Raw genomic sequence first — 15,515 nt, 5'->3', positions numbered from 1 at the left:
ACAATAGACAATAATTTTACATCGTTCTGGTTACTTTGGTGTGGAAAAATTTTTATACTGAAAGTTAAAGCACCTTTTCGAACTTTCTGGAAGAGAATTCTTTCAATCCATCTGTAAAATTAAGTTTATAAACAACTAAGTCTCGTCCAAATTTTTCTTTGAATAAATATTGTATATAATTTATAAAATTTTCAGAACAATCTTTTTTGACAATATGATAGGTGCTACGCAGAGAATTACAACTTATAATTTTAGAACCAATTACACATTCATTTTCTGTTGCTTTTGAAACAATATAATCGCAGTAATCGCAGCTCAGTTCATAATCTTTAGACATACTCCAGTGAGATTCTACAATACATTTTCCGAATTCATCAAATGAATTTTCTTTAAGACTGGCAACTGCTTTTTCAACTCGTTCTCTTTCTTTTACATTGTAAAGAACACGATTAAAAATTTTTCTTGGAAGCATATGATAATGTTTAATTAAAAAATCTAATCCAACATCACGCAGATTTTTAATTCCCCATATATAAAGTCTTAACCCTTTTACACCAACTTCACATTCTTCTATTCTTTCATTGCAAATCTTTAACGACTCATATATTCTTTCACCTGTATCAATTACAACGACTTCAAAGTTATTTTTAACAGGAATTGTATTGTATTCCTTTGAACGTAAATCGTAAAAAAAGAATTTATTCTTTTTTGATAACAGGGAAGTGTAATAATGGGTTTTGTTAGAAATCTTGCCAATAATATTTAAATCATTCTGATAAACTAAATTCACCAATTCGTCAATGCTCAGCTTTAATCGCAAAGCTTTTTTTAATGCAGATACAAATCCAGTCTGAAGTGAAGCATATTTCCCTATTCCCATGCATTCAGGCACTTCTGATGAATAAACACAATCAAACCCATTTTGAATCAGATTATCCTTCTTAAAAATTTTTATTAATCCAACATGATATTTAAAATCTATATTTTGTTCATCAGGAATATTATTAAGAGCAAATTCAATCTTTCTGTCATTTTCTAAATTAATAATATTTACATAATTATCTTTCCTTTTTCTTAAAACAACAATAGTATATTTATTCAGTGCTGTTGATAACAATATACCATCATTGTAATGAGTGTGGTCTCCAAGAAGAATCATACTTACTGGTGTAACTGTTATGGCAGAGTTGCTGGAATCTCCAAAAGCTTCTTCAAATTTTGATTTGACCAGCAATGTCTTTTCAAAAATCTGTTCTGAAGTATTGTACTCATCAAATATTTTCATTATCCACCTTTTAGACTTTATAGAGCAAAGAATATTTTTGTCTTATTAAACACTTCAATAAACAGTATTTTATAAACGTAAAACAGAAATTACTATAATTTTTCTGCAAATTTACAAAAAAGTATATTAAATCAGGAATGAATGCTTGAATTTAAATTAAATAACAATCGTGAATTATTAGTGGGTTATTTAATTTCACAAAACAATTTTTAATTCAAGTGTAGTTTAGAAATGAGTTTTTATTTGTTTTAAAACTGCACCAGTTATTGGTTCTAAAATTATTTTCTTAGAAATTTTATATAGGGGTTTTATACCTGCAGACTCTTTATCAACAAGAACTTCCCAGGCACCATTAGGGAGAGGAAATTCAAGATTCTTATCCTGTTCTGCATTAAAAAGCACCATAAAGATATCATCTTCACTTTTTAATAAGTAACAAAAGCCAAATTCACTTTCATAATGGTCATAAAATGATATGTCATTATAATCAGCTCTCCTAAAAGCTGAATAAGTATTTCTTAGTTTTATCAGTCCTTTGTAGTAATTAAATAATTCTATGTTAATATCTCGATGATGATAATTCAAATAGTTGGTTGCATTATCTTTGTTATAAGAATTGTAATCAATTTGACCTTTATGTGAATCATTATATTTGGTCTTAGATGAGATAATTTTTGTGCGAGCAAATTCCTGTCCCTCATGAATCATAACAATTCCTTGAGAGGTAAAGAGAAATAAAGCTGCAAGTTTATTTAACTTCATTTGTCGGGGGGTTAGTTTTACAAATTTATTTACATTGTTAATAACTTTATCGGGAGGGAATTTATTGTCTGCTATTCTTATAAAATCTCCAAGTGTATAACCATCATGAGATTCTAGATAATTTACTGAATGTTCTTTTTTATAAAAAATACCATGTTCATCTTTTACTAATGTTCCATTAACATAACTCTTTATTCTTTGCCGGGAATTATTGCCATACCATTTACCAAAAATCCAACCTAATCCATAAAATGGATTTTCCCCTTTAATTCCATTTCTTATCTGGTCATTCCATGCTGCAAAATTTTTTTCTGAAAATCCTTTCGGATTATATCCACCACCCCATGCTTCCGAAATTAATATAACATCAGGATTAATTTTTCTTGCTTCACGATTAATCATTTCAATTGTTTCCCAATCAATCAAGGTGCCTAAATCAAAACGAAATCCGTCAATATGATATTCTTTCATCCAGAATAAAATGCTATCAAGAATTAATCTTCTTAGCATGGGTCTTTCTGTTTTTAAATCATTTCCGCAGCCGCTATGAGAAATATAATTTCCACTTTCATCGAGTCGAAAGTAATATTCTTTGTCAATTTGTTTTAAGTTGCCAAGTTCATATTCAGAAAGATGATTATAAACTACGTCCATTATTACAGCAATTCCATTTTTATGAAAAGCTTTGACAACATTTTTAAATTCATTTATCTGCTTTCCACTTTTTCCAATCCACTTATTCCATCTGAATTTGGTTTCGGAATAATATGCAGCTGGAGCAAAGAATGCAGCTGTCATATAACCCCAATAATTTCTTTCATAAGGATTCCATGAGTTTAAAAGATTTCCTTTCAGTCTTCCAAATGGAGCCTCACAATAACCAAATTCCTGAACAGGCATAATTTCAACTGCATTGACGCCAAGTGACTTAATGTAGTCAATACCACCTTTAATCCCTTTTTCAATTAATCCAGAATATGTCCCTGATTTTTTTGCACCCGAAGATTTGTGAGCTGTCATATCTCGAATATGCATTTCATAAATAATTAAATCTTTCCAATCAATTTTTTGCCATGTAGTTCCTTCCCAATCATAAGGTTCTTCTTTAACAATTATCGAAATTCGAGGATTAAAGTATGATGTAAAAGTTGCAACTGCTTTTGAATATGGGTCAATGCAAATTGGTTTGTAAGAATTTGCTAAATCTTCTCCTTCATGATAAACTTTATATCCATAAAATTTATTATTAAGTTCTGAATCAATTTCAATTTCCCAGACCCCATCGTTATCTTTAGACATGAAATATTCTTTATGAATTTTATCTTCTGGATTTTCAAAGATGCATAATCTCACCTGAATTGCAGACGGTGCAAAAAGTCTAAAAAATGTTTTACCATTTTCTACAAACGAACCAAGCTTCTTTGTTGAATAGTACTTATCTAATTCTTTACGTTTATTTTGTAAAGTCAGTATAGAAGATTCGATTATATTTTCTTTATCTATTACAAACAAGTATTCACCTTTATAAGAAGATTAATCCACACGGTATTATCGTAAAATTTCAAAAAATATTTTGTGAGAATATGAAATTATTTTAAAAACTAAAAACATATTTAATATCGTTCTAAATCGAATTAAATCATTTTAATAATTATCAATTTCATAATTTTTATTATAATAATAAAAACAGAGGATTAATTAATTGCATAATAATGTTGGAATTGTGAAAAAATTAATTTTTTTATGATGGCATTATTTCTGATAAAAAATAATAGCCCATAATAATGCTTGGTTTCATATATGATAATTAATACAATCGACCTGTTAATAATTATAGCATACTTTGCTATTATCTTAGTAATTGGAATTTTAGTTTCAAAAAGAGCAATTAAGGATATTGATTCATATTTCCTTGGAAGTAATGCTCTACCCTGGTGGATACTTGGGATATCAAATGCTTCGGGCATGTTTGATATAACAGGGACAATGTGGCTTGTTTATTTAATGTTTGTATATGGATTAAAAAGTGTATGGATTCCCTGGCTCTGGCCAATCTTTAATCAAATATTTTTAATGGCATATCTTTCAATCTGGCTGAGACGTTCAAATGTAATGACAGGTGCTCAATGGATTGAAACTCGCTTCGGAAATGGAAAAGGGGCACGACTTGCTCACTATATTGTGGTTTGTTTTGCACTTGTAAGTCTTGTCGGATTTATTGCTTATGATTTCAAAGGAATTGGAAAATTTGCAAAAATATTTTTGCCCTGGGATTTATCTCCTGATGTGTATGCTATAATTCTTATGAGCATAACTGCAATTTATGCTGTGAAAGGTGGAATGGTCAGTGTGGTAGCCACTGAGGTTCTTCAATTTTTTGTGATGACCATTGCATCAATTACTGTTGGTATTGTGGCAATGAATGCCATAGCTCCTGAAACATTAAATGCTGTCGTCCCATCGGGATGGAAAGAAGTTTTTTTTGGCTGGCACTTAAACCTTGATTGGTCTGGTATCATGGATTCTGTTAATCAAAAAATTGCTCAGGATGGATATGAACTTTTTACAATATTTATGATGATGGTTTTATTCAAAGGAATTTTAGTTAGTGCAGCAGGTCCAGCTCCAAATTATGATATGCAAAGAATTCTTGCTACAAAAAATCCAAAAGAAGCTGCTAAGATGAGCTGGTTTGTTTCTGTTGTACTTTTCTTCCCGAGATACATGATGATTGCTGGATTAACAGTTCTTGCATTGGTATTCTTAATGCCTGAACTAAAAGCAATGGGTTCTAATATTGATTTTGAAATGGTTTTACCTTTGGCATTGAAGAATTTAATACCTGTTGGTTTAGTAGGTGTTTTGTTAGCTGGATTATTAGCTGCTTTTATGTCAACTTATGCTGCAACATTAAATGCTGCTCCAGCTTATGTAGTTAATGATATCTACAAAAAATTTATAAATCCAAATGCTCCTCCTAAAAAATATGTTAAGCTGAGTATTATAGTTTCAATTTTCTTTGCTGTATTGGGATTTGTATTTGGTATTCTTGCTCAATCGGTAAATCAGGTTACATTATGGATTGTAAATGGATTGTGGGGAGGTTATACCGCAGCAAATGTTCTTAAATGGTACTGGTGGAGATTAAATGGATATGGATATTTCTGGGGAATGGTAATTGGAATTGCATGTGCTCTTTTAATGCCGGTGCTATTTCCAAATTTACCTGCTTTGACTGCATTCCCGTATGTTTTAGCTGTATCCGTAATTGGTTCTATTCTTGGAAGTTATTTAACTGAACCAGAACCAGATGAAGTGTTAATGAAGTTTTATGTTAAAGTAAGACCATGGGGATTGTGGAAACCAATTAGAAAAAAAGTAGAAGCCCGCTTTCCCGAATTTAAATCAGATGCAAATTTCAAAAGAGATATTTTTAATGTAGTTGTTGGAATTATCTGGCAATCTACTCTTCTTGCTGCTCCAATGTATCTTGTTATAAAAGAATATAAATCTTTTGTCATTACACTGATAATTACTCTGATTACATCAATTACTTTGAAATTCACATGGTGGAATAAATTAGAAGAAATAGCAGGGGAAAAAACTGAGAAGTTCTATAACGAAATTGCTGAAAAAATTTAATAATCAAAATGAGAGCCGAATCTGTTCAAATAGAGCCAAAAATAAAAATTTCACTATTAGAAAAAATTTCTTACGGTTGCGGTGATTTTGCTTCTTCCATGTTCTGGAAATTATTTTCAATGTATCTATTGTTCTTTTACACAGATATTTTTGGATTACCCGCTGCTGCTGTTGGAACTATGTTTTTAGTTACAAGAATCTGGGATGCAATAAATGACCCAATGATGGGTGCAATAGCTGATAGAACCAACACACGCTGGGGTAAATTTCGTCCCTATCTTTTATTTGGTTCAATACCTTTTGCAATAATCGGTATCATTACTTTTACCACACCAAATTTATCTGCTTCAGGAAAACTAATTTATGCTTACGTAACTTACACTTTGATGATGATGATTTACACAGTTGTTAATGTTCCTTATTCATCTTTAATGGGTGTTATAACAAATGATACAAACGACAGAACTTCTCTTGCATCATTTAGATTTATTGGTGCTTTTTCGGGTGGAATACTTGTAACTGTTTCGGCTAATTATCTTATAAATTATTTTAGTATTGGAAATAATTTTTCACGCGGTTATCAATGGACGGTTGGAGTTTATGCTATTCTCGCAGCTTTATTTTTTATACTAACTTTTGCAGGAACAAAAGAAAGATTAAAACCTGCAAAAGAAAAAAAATCCTCTCTTAAAAATGATTTGACAGATCTCGCTCATAATAAACCATGGTTTATTATGCTTGGAGCTGGAATCTCAGTTTTAATTTTTAATTCCCTTCGCGACGGCTCAATTCTTTATTACTTTAAATATTTTATTAAATCTCAGGAAATAAATTTACTTGGATACAAATTTTACCTGACTCATTCAGAATTATCCTCTGCATATATGACTATCTGGCTTGCAACAAATATTATAGGTGTTATTCTTGCTAAACCATTTTCTTCTAAGATTGGAAAAAAGAATACTTTTCTTCTCTCTACAATCTCTTCGGCAGTATTTAGTACGCTTCTCTATTTCTTACAACCTCATCAGATTATTTTAATTTTCTTGTTAAATATTTTAATAGGAATTTCGGCTGGAATTGTACTCCCGTTAATCTGGTCAATGTATGCAGATATTTCAGATTATTCAGAATGGAAATCTGGAAGAAGAGCAACAGGATTGATTTTTTCTTCATCTTCAATGTCACAAAAATTTGGCTGGACTTTAGGAGGAGCTCTATCGGGATGGATTTTAGCTGCATTTGGTTTTCAACCTAATGTTGAACAAACCGATTTGTCACTTATTGGTATTCGTCTCATGATTAGTATAATTGCAGCTATTGGTGCTATACTTGCTACAATTTTTATTCTTTTCTATCCACTCTCTGAAGATTACATGAAAAAAATTGAAACTGAGCTTGAACTTGCAAGAAATAATAATTGATAAGGAGATTATTAAATGACCAAGAAGCAATTCAACGAAAGATTAAAAAAGTTGTTTGAAGATCACAATAAATTAATTAGAAGAAAAAATGCAAGACTGGCAAAAACAAATGGCATCTTTTATCGTTACAAATATCCCGTGCTGACTGCAGAGCATACACCTATATTCTGGCGTTACGACTTGAATTATGATACAAATCCTCATTTAATGGAAAGAATGGGAATAAATGCAACTTTTAATTCTGGGGCAATGGAATTTAATGGCAAAATTGTTCTTGCTGTTCGTGTTGAAGGTGTTGATAGAAAATCTTTCTTTGCAATTGCAGAATCACCAAATGGAATCGATAATTTCAAATTCTGGGATTTCCCAATTACTATTCCTGAGACAGATGAACCTGATACAAATGTTTACGATATGAGACTTGTCAAACATGAGGATGGATGGATTTATGGAATTTTCTGCACTGAAAGAAAAGACCCAAACTCGCCTCCAACTGATACTTCTGCAGCAGTGGCACAAGCTGGCATTGTTCGTACAAAAGATTTAATTAATTGGGAAAGATTACCGGACTTAAAAACAAAATCGCCTCAACAAAGAAATGTTGTTCTTCATCCTGAATTTGTAAACGGCAAATATGCATTTTACACACGTCCACAGGATGGATTTATTGAAACAGGAACCGGTGGCGGAATTGGCTGGGGCTTATCAGATTCAATTGAGAATGCTGTAATTGAAGAAGAAATAATTGTAGATGAAAAAATTTATCACACAATCAAAGAAGTAAAAAATGGATTGGGACCTGCTCCAATTAAAACGGATAAAGGATGGTTACAATTAGCTCATGGTGTAAGAAATACTGCTGCTGGATTAAGATATGTTCTATACATGTTTTTAACAGATTTAAATGAACCTTACAAAGTTATTGCTAAACCAGGAGGATATTTCCTGGCACCTGAGGGAGAAGAAAGAATTGGAGATGTATCTAATGTTGTTTTCAGCAATGGCTGGGTTGCAAAGAAAAACGGAGATGTTTTGATTTATTACGGCTCGTCTGATACACGAATGCATGTTGCAGTTTCTACAATAGATAAACTTTTAGATTATGTATTAAATACACCTGAAGATGGTCTGAGAAGTGCTGTTTGTGTTCAACAAAGAAATGAATTAATTAAGAAAAATCTTGAAGTAATGAAAAAACTTAAAATCAAAAAATAACTTTTCCCCTATCATGGTACCTCCTAAAAAAGACCGTGCTGCAAAAGTTTTTATTGTAGCAGCACGGTTTTTCTATATTCAGATTTAACTTATCGATTTCCAAAATGATTTTTTATTTCCCCTCCCTTATAAATTCTGGCTCTTCAAGTGTTAGAATTAAAGAAATCCTGTGAGTATCTGGTAATCTTTCTGATTCTGATTGTGTTATTCTTGCAAACGAATAATCAATTGTAAGTTTGGGAAGATTAATTCCTGCTCCAACCGTAAATTGTTTTACATCGCTGTAACCAGCACGAACAGAAAAAATATTTTTATAATTATATTCAAGACCTGAATGCAAATCGAAACTTACTGGACCTATATTGAAATTTGATGCTGACTTTCTGTTTTCAAATCTTAAATCTAAATCAAATACAGGGAGAATTGCTCCTCCCCAAATATTAAGCATGTATGCAGCTCCAACTTTAACAGTTGGAGTAATTAATTCATTTCTTCCAGTATCCCATGCAACCAATGTTGTTGTTATATCTTGAAAATTCAGACCGAGAAAAAGATTTTCATATGGTTTATATTGAGCGCCAATATCGAAACCAATTCCAGCAGCACTAAATTCTGCTATGTTTCTTTTTATAATCTTAACATTTGCACCCCACGAAAAATTTTCTGAATTACGTTTTGCAAATGTTAAGTAGAATGCCCAATCTGTATTGTTAAATTCAGTAATTTTTGAATAATCTGGTTTATCATCGTGAATATCTAATATTCCATCTCCATTAACATCATAAATTGCATTTCGTGTATCAGGAATTCCATCAATGCTCAAACGAATAATGCTTAATCCAAAACTCATATCTTTTCCATATGGAACAGCCACGGATGCATAATTATAATTAACAAGGCTCCCGAAATGTTCTTCGTGCATCAAACTAATTTGAGGATAATTGATTAATGATAGTCCAGCAGGATTCCAGTAACCACTTGTAACATCATTTACAATTGCTACTTGCGAGCCACCCAATGCAAGTGCTCTGGCACCAACACCAATCGACAAAAATTCTCCGCCGTATTTACCAATTACAGTTTGTGAGTATATCGAAATTGAATTCAGGAGAAAGAACAAAATGAAAATTATTTTTTTCATAATTGAATCCTTGAATTATGATTCAGTAAAATTATTCTGTTTCTTTCTCCCTAAATAATCATGGTTAATTTCAATGAAATAAAGAATAAATTCATTTAATAATATAGCATTTAATTCCAGCTATTTCTTTTCGGTTTGCTTAGCAACAGCATTTATAGCCGCATTAATTGCTTCTTCGTCACCAAGATAATAATGTTTAATTGGTTTCAGTTCATCGTCAAGTTCATAAACAAGCGGAATTCCTGTTGGAATATTTAATTCAACTATATCTTCATCAGAAATATTATCAAGATATTTTACAAGTGCACGAAGACTATTTCCATGTGCAGCAATTATAACTTTCTTACCACTTTTTATTGTTGGAGCAATTGTATCGTGCCAGTAAGGTAAAAATCTTTCGACAGTAAGTTTTAAACTTTCTGTTAAAGGTATATCTTTTTTATCTAAATCTTTGTAGCGCGGGTCTTTGCCCGGATATCTTTCATCATTTTCATCAAGTGGCGGAGGAGGAACATCATAACTTCTTCTCCAGAGTTTAACCTTTTCCATACCATATTTTTCTGCTGTCTCTGCTTTGTTCAAACCTTGAAGTGCTCCATAATGTCTTTCATTTAATCTCCAGGATTTAATAACAGGAATCCACATCAAATCCATCTCTTCAAGTGCTATATAAAGAGTTTTGATTGCTCTTTTTAATACTGAAGTAAATGCAATATCAAAAGTATAACCTTCCTGCTTTAATACCTTGCCTGCTTGATGTGCTTCCTCTACTCCTTTTTCTGAAAGGTCAACATCTGTCCATCCAGTAAAAAGATTTAGTTTGTTCCATTCACTTTCTCCATGTCGAAGCAATACTACTTTATGCATTTTTATCTCCATAGATTTGTTAAAAAATCAAAAGCAAATATATAAAAAATTCTATTCCCTGCTGTTTTTTTTGATTACTTATTGAATTATCTTTATAGTAAAATTAGAAATTGGATTATAAAATGAGCTCAACAAAAAGTTTAATTTATAATTTCTTTACAGATGATGACTTTCTAAGATTCTCAAAAAAAATTAAAGAAGCAGAAAAAAATACATCGGGAGAAATTCGTGTCTGCATAAAGGAATTTAGAAATTTCTTCGAAAGAAAAAAAGAATTGCGTCAACTCGCAGAAAAAGAATTTTACAAATTAAATATGCACAATACCAGAGATAAAACTGGAATTTTAATTTATCTTCTTCTTGGTGAAAGAAAATTTTACATTTTAGCTGATGAAGGAATTAATTCAAAAGTTGAACATAATACATGGGATAAACTTCGTGATGAAATACAATTAAAATTTATTGATGGAAAATTTTCGGAAGGAATCATTTATTGTATAGAACAGGTTGGAAAAATTCTAAGCAAACATTTTCCCATAAAACCTGATGATACAAATGAACTTTCGAACAAAATCATAATAAGTTGACCATTAACTTATTGAATTTTTCAAGCTGCATTTATGTTTTAGATTGTAGAAATTTTAAAAAATCACTTCAATGAAGATTTCAAGAAAAAAATTTATACAACAAATATCATTAATCTTAAGTGGTTCATTTGTATTTTCTCATTTTACAAGTTCAAAAACAAAAGCCAGTCCATACTTAAAACTAAATTATAAACCAGAGCCTTCCTCGTGGAACAACGACTCTATAACTCTTTCCTGGATTGGGCATTCGACAGTATTAATAAATTTTTTTGGCAAATGGATTTTAACAGACCCCGTGCTGTTCGAACGAGTAGGAATTTATATCTTGGGTACAAGTTATGGCCCTTCGAGAATAACTCCTCCAGCATTAAATGTAGATGAGATACCTAAACCAGATATAATTTTACTTTCACATGCACATATGGACCACATGGACTATCCAACATTAAAATACATTGCAAAAAAATTTCCACATAATATTGATGTAATTACTGCATATCTTACAAAAGATGTTATTGAAGATTTACCATGGCACTCAATAAACGTACTTGACTGGAACGACGAGATTAATTTGCATGGAATTCGTTTTAAAGCACTTGAAGTAAAACATTTTGGCTGGAGATTTCCATGGGAAAAAGACCGCTCAAGAGGATTTTTTAAAGACGGCAGAAGTTATAATGCTTACATAATAGAATATCGCGGGAAAAAAATTTTATTTGGCGGAGATACAGCATATACCACAAAACTAAATAAGGTTAAAGAAGAAAATATTGATATTGCAATAATGCCTATCGGCGCTTATCACCCCTGGCGCAGAAATCACTGCAATCCAGAAGAAGCTCTAAAAATGGCAGCTGATATGAATGCTAAATATTTTATACCTATTCACACAAAAACATTTAAACAAGGAATGGAACCAATTAATGAACCAATAGAGTGGCTTAAAAATTCAGCTCCAAATTATCCCTTAATAATTGGACTGGATGAAATTGGAAAAACATTTCAACTTTTAAGCTGATTTATTTTCATTAACCGAATTATCTTCACAAGAACTCTCCTTAAAATAACACTGATAATTTCAAAAAATAATTTTAACTTAACATTAAAGAATAAACTAAAAGGGTAGCCATGAAAAATATTTTCCATTATTATCTCGCATTAAGTTTTTTATTAATATTCTGCAGTTGTAAATCAGGTGCAACAGAACCAGATGATAAAGATTCAACTTCAATCCCTGGATGGGAATTGGTCTGGTCTGATGAATTTAATTATGAAGGTTATCCAAATCCACAAAAATGGGGATATGATATTGGAGACAGCGGCTGGGGTAACAACGAAAAACAATATTATTCTGCAAGACTTGAAAATGCAAGAGTAGAAAATGGAAAATTAATTATTGAGGCGCGCAGAGATAACTGGAACGGAAAAGAATATACATCTGCAAGAATTGTAACAAGAGGTAAAGGAGACTGGACATATGGCCGTTTTGAAATTCGTGCTAAACTTCCAAAAGGACGAGGAACCTGGCCTGCAATCTGGATGCTTCCAACTGTGTGGAATCTTGGAAACGGAAGCTGGCCTGATAACGGCGAAATAGATATTATGGAACATGTGGGTTATGATCCAGGGGTTATTCATGGTTCAATTCATTGTAATAAATATTACTGGAGAATCGGAACCCAAAAAACTGCAACCATAAAAATTCCTGATTGCTCTGATGCATTTCACAATTATGTTCTTGAATGGAATAATGAAGAAATAAAAATTTTTGTTGATGATAAACAATATTTTATTTTCAAAAATGAAGGTAAGGGCTGGGAATATTGGCCATTCTTTAAAGATTTTCATTTGATATTAAATATTGCAATTGGTGGCGATTGGGGTGGTGCTCAAGGAATTGATAATTCAATATTTCCTCAAAAAATGGAAGTTGAATATGTAAGAGTCTATAAAAAAATTGAATAAAGCTTATGAACATTATTAAAAATATTTTCATAAACTTATTAATTATTACTTCAATAGTCTTTTCTCAGGTCAAACTTACTTCTTCTAATCTGCCAATAATTGTTATTGATACTGAGGGGAAAAACATTGTTGATGAACCCAAAATTGATGCTCACATGGGAATCATCGATAACGGAGAAGGAAAACTTAACTATATAACCGACCCTTTCAATGGTTATAATGGAAGAATTGGTATTGAAATCAGAGGTCAAAGTTCACAGCAATTTGACAAAAAACAATATGCGATTGAAACACGCGATACACTTGGAAATGATATTGATGTTTCACTACTTGGTTTACCAAAAGAAAGTGACTGGGTATTAAATGCTTCTTACATAGATAAATCTCTTTTAAGAAATGTTTTAGCATTCAAGATTTTCAACGATATGGGAAGGTATGCATCACGAACTAAATTTTGTGAACTAATTATTAATGGAGAATATCGAGGAATTTACATACTTCAAGAAAAAATTAAGAGGGATAAAAACAGAGTAAATATTTCAAAACTTGAAACCGCAGATACCGGGGGAGATATAATCACAGGAGGATATATTATCAAAATAGACAAAGTTGATTTTGGTGATAAAACATGGACTTCACCTTATCCGCCTTTTCAAGGATCAACTCAAAAAATAGTTTATGTTTATTATTACCCTGATGCAGAGGAGATTAATTCTGTTCAAGCCGAATACATCAAAAATTATGTTACTAACTTCGAAAAAGTAATGAATGCATCTAATTACAATGATCCATTTTATGGTTACTTAAATTACATTGATTTAGATTCATTCGTAGATATGTTTTTAATCTTTGAATTATCAAAAAATGTTGATTCATATAGATTGAGTACTTTTTTCTACAAAGATAGAAATAAAAAACTTTGTGCAGGTCCAATCTGGGATTTTGATTTATCATTTGGTTTGCCTGATTATTATGATGGCTGGTTAACTGATGGATGGCAATATAAAGTTCCTCTTTTTAACGACTACTGGCAAAATCCTTTCTGGGTTTCTAAGCTTTATAATGACCCAATCTTCAAAAATAAATTTGCCAAAAGATGGAACGAACTTAAAAACAACATCCTAAGTTTTGAAACAATCTCAAAATTTATAGATGATTGTGTCAATAAAATTTCTGATGCAAAAACAAGAAACTTTGAAAAATGGAATCAGTGTTTTGATGGCAAAACTTACATCTGGCCAAATAAAAATAAATTCACATCTTATAATACTGAAATTAATTATCTCAAAAACTGGATAAAGCAAAGATTGGATTGGCTGGATAAAAATATTCCCGCCGAATATTCAAATATTGATTGGATTGAAAAAAATGATAAGCTCTATATTAGATATGATGGAAATCTTACAGAAAATATTTTCTATCTAAATGACTTCATAAATTCAGTTCACAATATTGATTCTGTAACATTCGTAGCTAACAATTCCAATATAAAAATAAAATTATTAGATGATAAAATATTTGCTTATGTCAATAGTTCAGAAGAATTTACTGTTTATGGCCTGGGCTGGAAAAATAATCAGGTTGTTTCAATATCCCCTAAATATGTTTTTAGTTCTTTATCAAGTTATGCAAAAGATGAATTTCAAAAAGAGAATGAATTTGTTCTTTATCAGAATTATCCCAACCCCTTCAATCCAGAAACAATAATTAGTTTTCAGTTAAAATTTAATTCCTGGGTTAAGTTAAATGTTTATGATGTTCTTGGTAATAAAGTAGCAACATTGATAAATGAAGAAAAGTCCGCAGGAAAGCACTATGTAAAGTTTAATGGAAAAAATTTAGCAAGCGGTATTTATGTATATAAACTTATTAGTCCACATGTAAGCTTAAGCAAAAAGATGATGTTGATGAAATAAAAGAGTATCCAAAACAAAATTATGACCGTAAAAGAAATAATACTTGAATTAAAAAAACATGGCTGCAAGAAAAATTGCGAAGGTATGGCTCGTTTTGGAATTAATACCGAAAAAGCTTTTGGAGTAAATATTCCTGTCATTCGAAGAATTGCAAAGAAAATTGGAAAGGACCACTATCTTGCCTTAAAACTATGGGATACCGAATATCATGAAGCAAGAATATTAGCCTCTATGATTGAAAAACCTGAATTAGTCACAAAATCTCAAATGGATAAATGGGCAAAAGATTTTAACTCTTGGGATTTATGCGACCAAACCTGCATGAATCTTTTCTGCAGAACTCAATTTGCAAACGAAAAAATTTTTAAGTGGTCAAAAAGTAGAAATGAATTTCTTAAACGAGCTGCTTTTACTTTAATTGCATGTCTTGCAGTTTATGAAAAAAATCTCGAAGATTCAGAGTTTATTAAATATTTTGATATAATTAAAACTCACTCTACCGATGAACGCAACTATGTTAAAAAAGCTGTTAACTGGTCATTAAGGCAAATTGGAAAACGAAACCAGACTCTTAGAAAAGAAGCACTAAAGTTATCACAGGAAATACTGATACTTAATTCTAAAAGTGCAAAATGGATTGCCAAAGATGCAATAAGAGAATTAAATAATTTTTAATTGCAGATTATTTATTGAGAAGTTTCCTCTGCGAAC

Annotated in this window: 12 protein-coding genes; 8 read left to right on the top strand and 4 right to left on the bottom strand. The window is 31.2% G+C overall.

Annotated elements, in window-relative coordinates; genetic code table 11:
* Nucleotides 1-64: 64 nt before the first annotated feature.
* Both VJY32_RS10210 and VJY32_RS10205 read right to left on the bottom strand, forming a co-directional pair.
* On the bottom strand, nt 65-1,285 hold the full coding sequence (locus VJY32_RS10210) for a galactokinase (protein ID WP_353677811.1): 1,221 nt from the start codon (nt 1,283-1,285) through the stop codon (nt 65-67).
* 225 nt (nt 1,286-1,510) lie between these two features.
* Nucleotides 1,511-3,559: an alpha-amylase family glycosyl hydrolase gene (locus VJY32_RS10205; protein WP_353677810.1), complete on the bottom strand. Its 2,049-nt coding sequence runs from the start codon at nt 3,557-3,559 to the stop codon at nt 1,511-1,513.
* Nucleotides 3,560-3,847: 288 nt separating this feature from the next.
* On the opposite strand from VJY32_RS10205, the gene VJY32_RS10200 reads away from it, so the two are divergent.
* Genes VJY32_RS10200 through VJY32_RS10190 form a run of 3 tightly spaced genes read left to right on the top strand, consistent with a single transcriptional unit; the run spans nt 3,848 to nt 8,328 of the window.
* Complete coding sequence (locus VJY32_RS10200; protein ID WP_353677809.1) at nt 3,848-5,689, top strand: sodium:solute symporter family protein; 1,842 nt, start codon at nt 3,848-3,850, stop codon at nt 5,687-5,689.
* Nucleotides 5,690-5,697: 8 nt separating this feature from the next.
* Nucleotides 5,698-7,113 (top strand): MFS transporter, encoded by a 1,416-nt coding sequence (locus VJY32_RS10195; RefSeq protein WP_353677808.1) that lies wholly within the window; start codon nt 5,698-5,700, stop codon nt 7,111-7,113.
* Nucleotides 7,114-7,128: 15 nt separating this feature from the next.
* Complete coding sequence (locus VJY32_RS10190; RefSeq protein ID WP_353677807.1) at nt 7,129-8,328, top strand: glycoside hydrolase family 130 protein; 1,200 nt, start codon at nt 7,129-7,131, stop codon at nt 8,326-8,328.
* Nucleotides 8,329-8,440: 112 nt separating this feature from the next.
* On the opposite strand, the gene VJY32_RS10185 is transcribed toward VJY32_RS10190, so the two are convergent.
* Nucleotides 8,441-9,469: a PorV/PorQ family protein gene (locus tag VJY32_RS10185; RefSeq protein ID WP_353677806.1), complete on the bottom strand. Its 1,029-nt coding sequence runs from the start codon at nt 9,467-9,469 to the stop codon at nt 8,441-8,443.
* 120 nt (nt 9,470-9,589) lie between these two features.
* A complete protein-coding gene (gpmA, locus tag VJY32_RS10180) occupies nt 9,590-10,336 on the bottom strand; it encodes a 2,3-diphosphoglycerate-dependent phosphoglycerate mutase (RefSeq protein ID WP_353677805.1) in 747 nt (248 codons plus the stop codon).
* 122 nt (nt 10,337-10,458) lie between these two features.
* Between gpmA and VJY32_RS10175 the strand changes: the two genes are divergently transcribed.
* The 5 genes from VJY32_RS10175 (at nt 10,459) to VJY32_RS10155 (ending at nt 15,479) form a co-directional block, all read left to right on the top strand.
* Complete coding sequence (locus tag VJY32_RS10175; protein WP_353677804.1) at nt 10,459-10,923, top strand: TPM domain-containing protein; 465 nt, start codon at nt 10,459-10,461, stop codon at nt 10,921-10,923.
* 70 nt (nt 10,924-10,993) lie between these two features.
* Nucleotides 10,994-11,941, top strand: coding sequence for an MBL fold metallo-hydrolase (locus VJY32_RS10170; RefSeq protein WP_353677803.1), 948 nt, complete (start codon nt 10,994-10,996; stop codon nt 11,939-11,941).
* A 110-nt stretch (nt 11,942-12,051) separates the two neighbouring features.
* Entirely contained in the window at nt 12,052-12,888 is an 837-nt protein-coding gene (locus VJY32_RS10165; protein ID WP_353677802.1) for a glycoside hydrolase family 16 protein, read from the top strand.
* Between the two features lie 5 nt (nt 12,889-12,893).
* Entirely contained in the window at nt 12,894-14,804 is a 1,911-nt protein-coding gene (locus VJY32_RS10160; RefSeq protein WP_353677801.1) for a CotH kinase family protein, read from the top strand.
* Nucleotides 14,805-14,825: 21 nt separating this feature from the next.
* Nucleotides 14,826-15,479 carry a DNA alkylation repair protein gene (locus tag VJY32_RS10155; RefSeq protein WP_353677800.1) on the top strand — a complete coding sequence of 218 codons (654 nt, stop codon included), beginning with the start codon at nt 14,826-14,828 and terminating at the stop codon, nt 15,477-15,479.
* The last annotated feature ends 36 nt before the right edge of the window (nt 15,480-15,515 follow it).

The sequence above is a fragment of the Rosettibacter primus genome (assembly GCF_036860675.1).
GTDB classification, from domain to species: Bacteria; Bacteroidota; Ignavibacteria; order Ignavibacteriales; family Melioribacteraceae; genus Rosettibacter; species Rosettibacter primus.
Note: the sequence above shows the minus strand (reverse complement) of the source record. Positions and strands in the feature narration are given on the sequence as shown.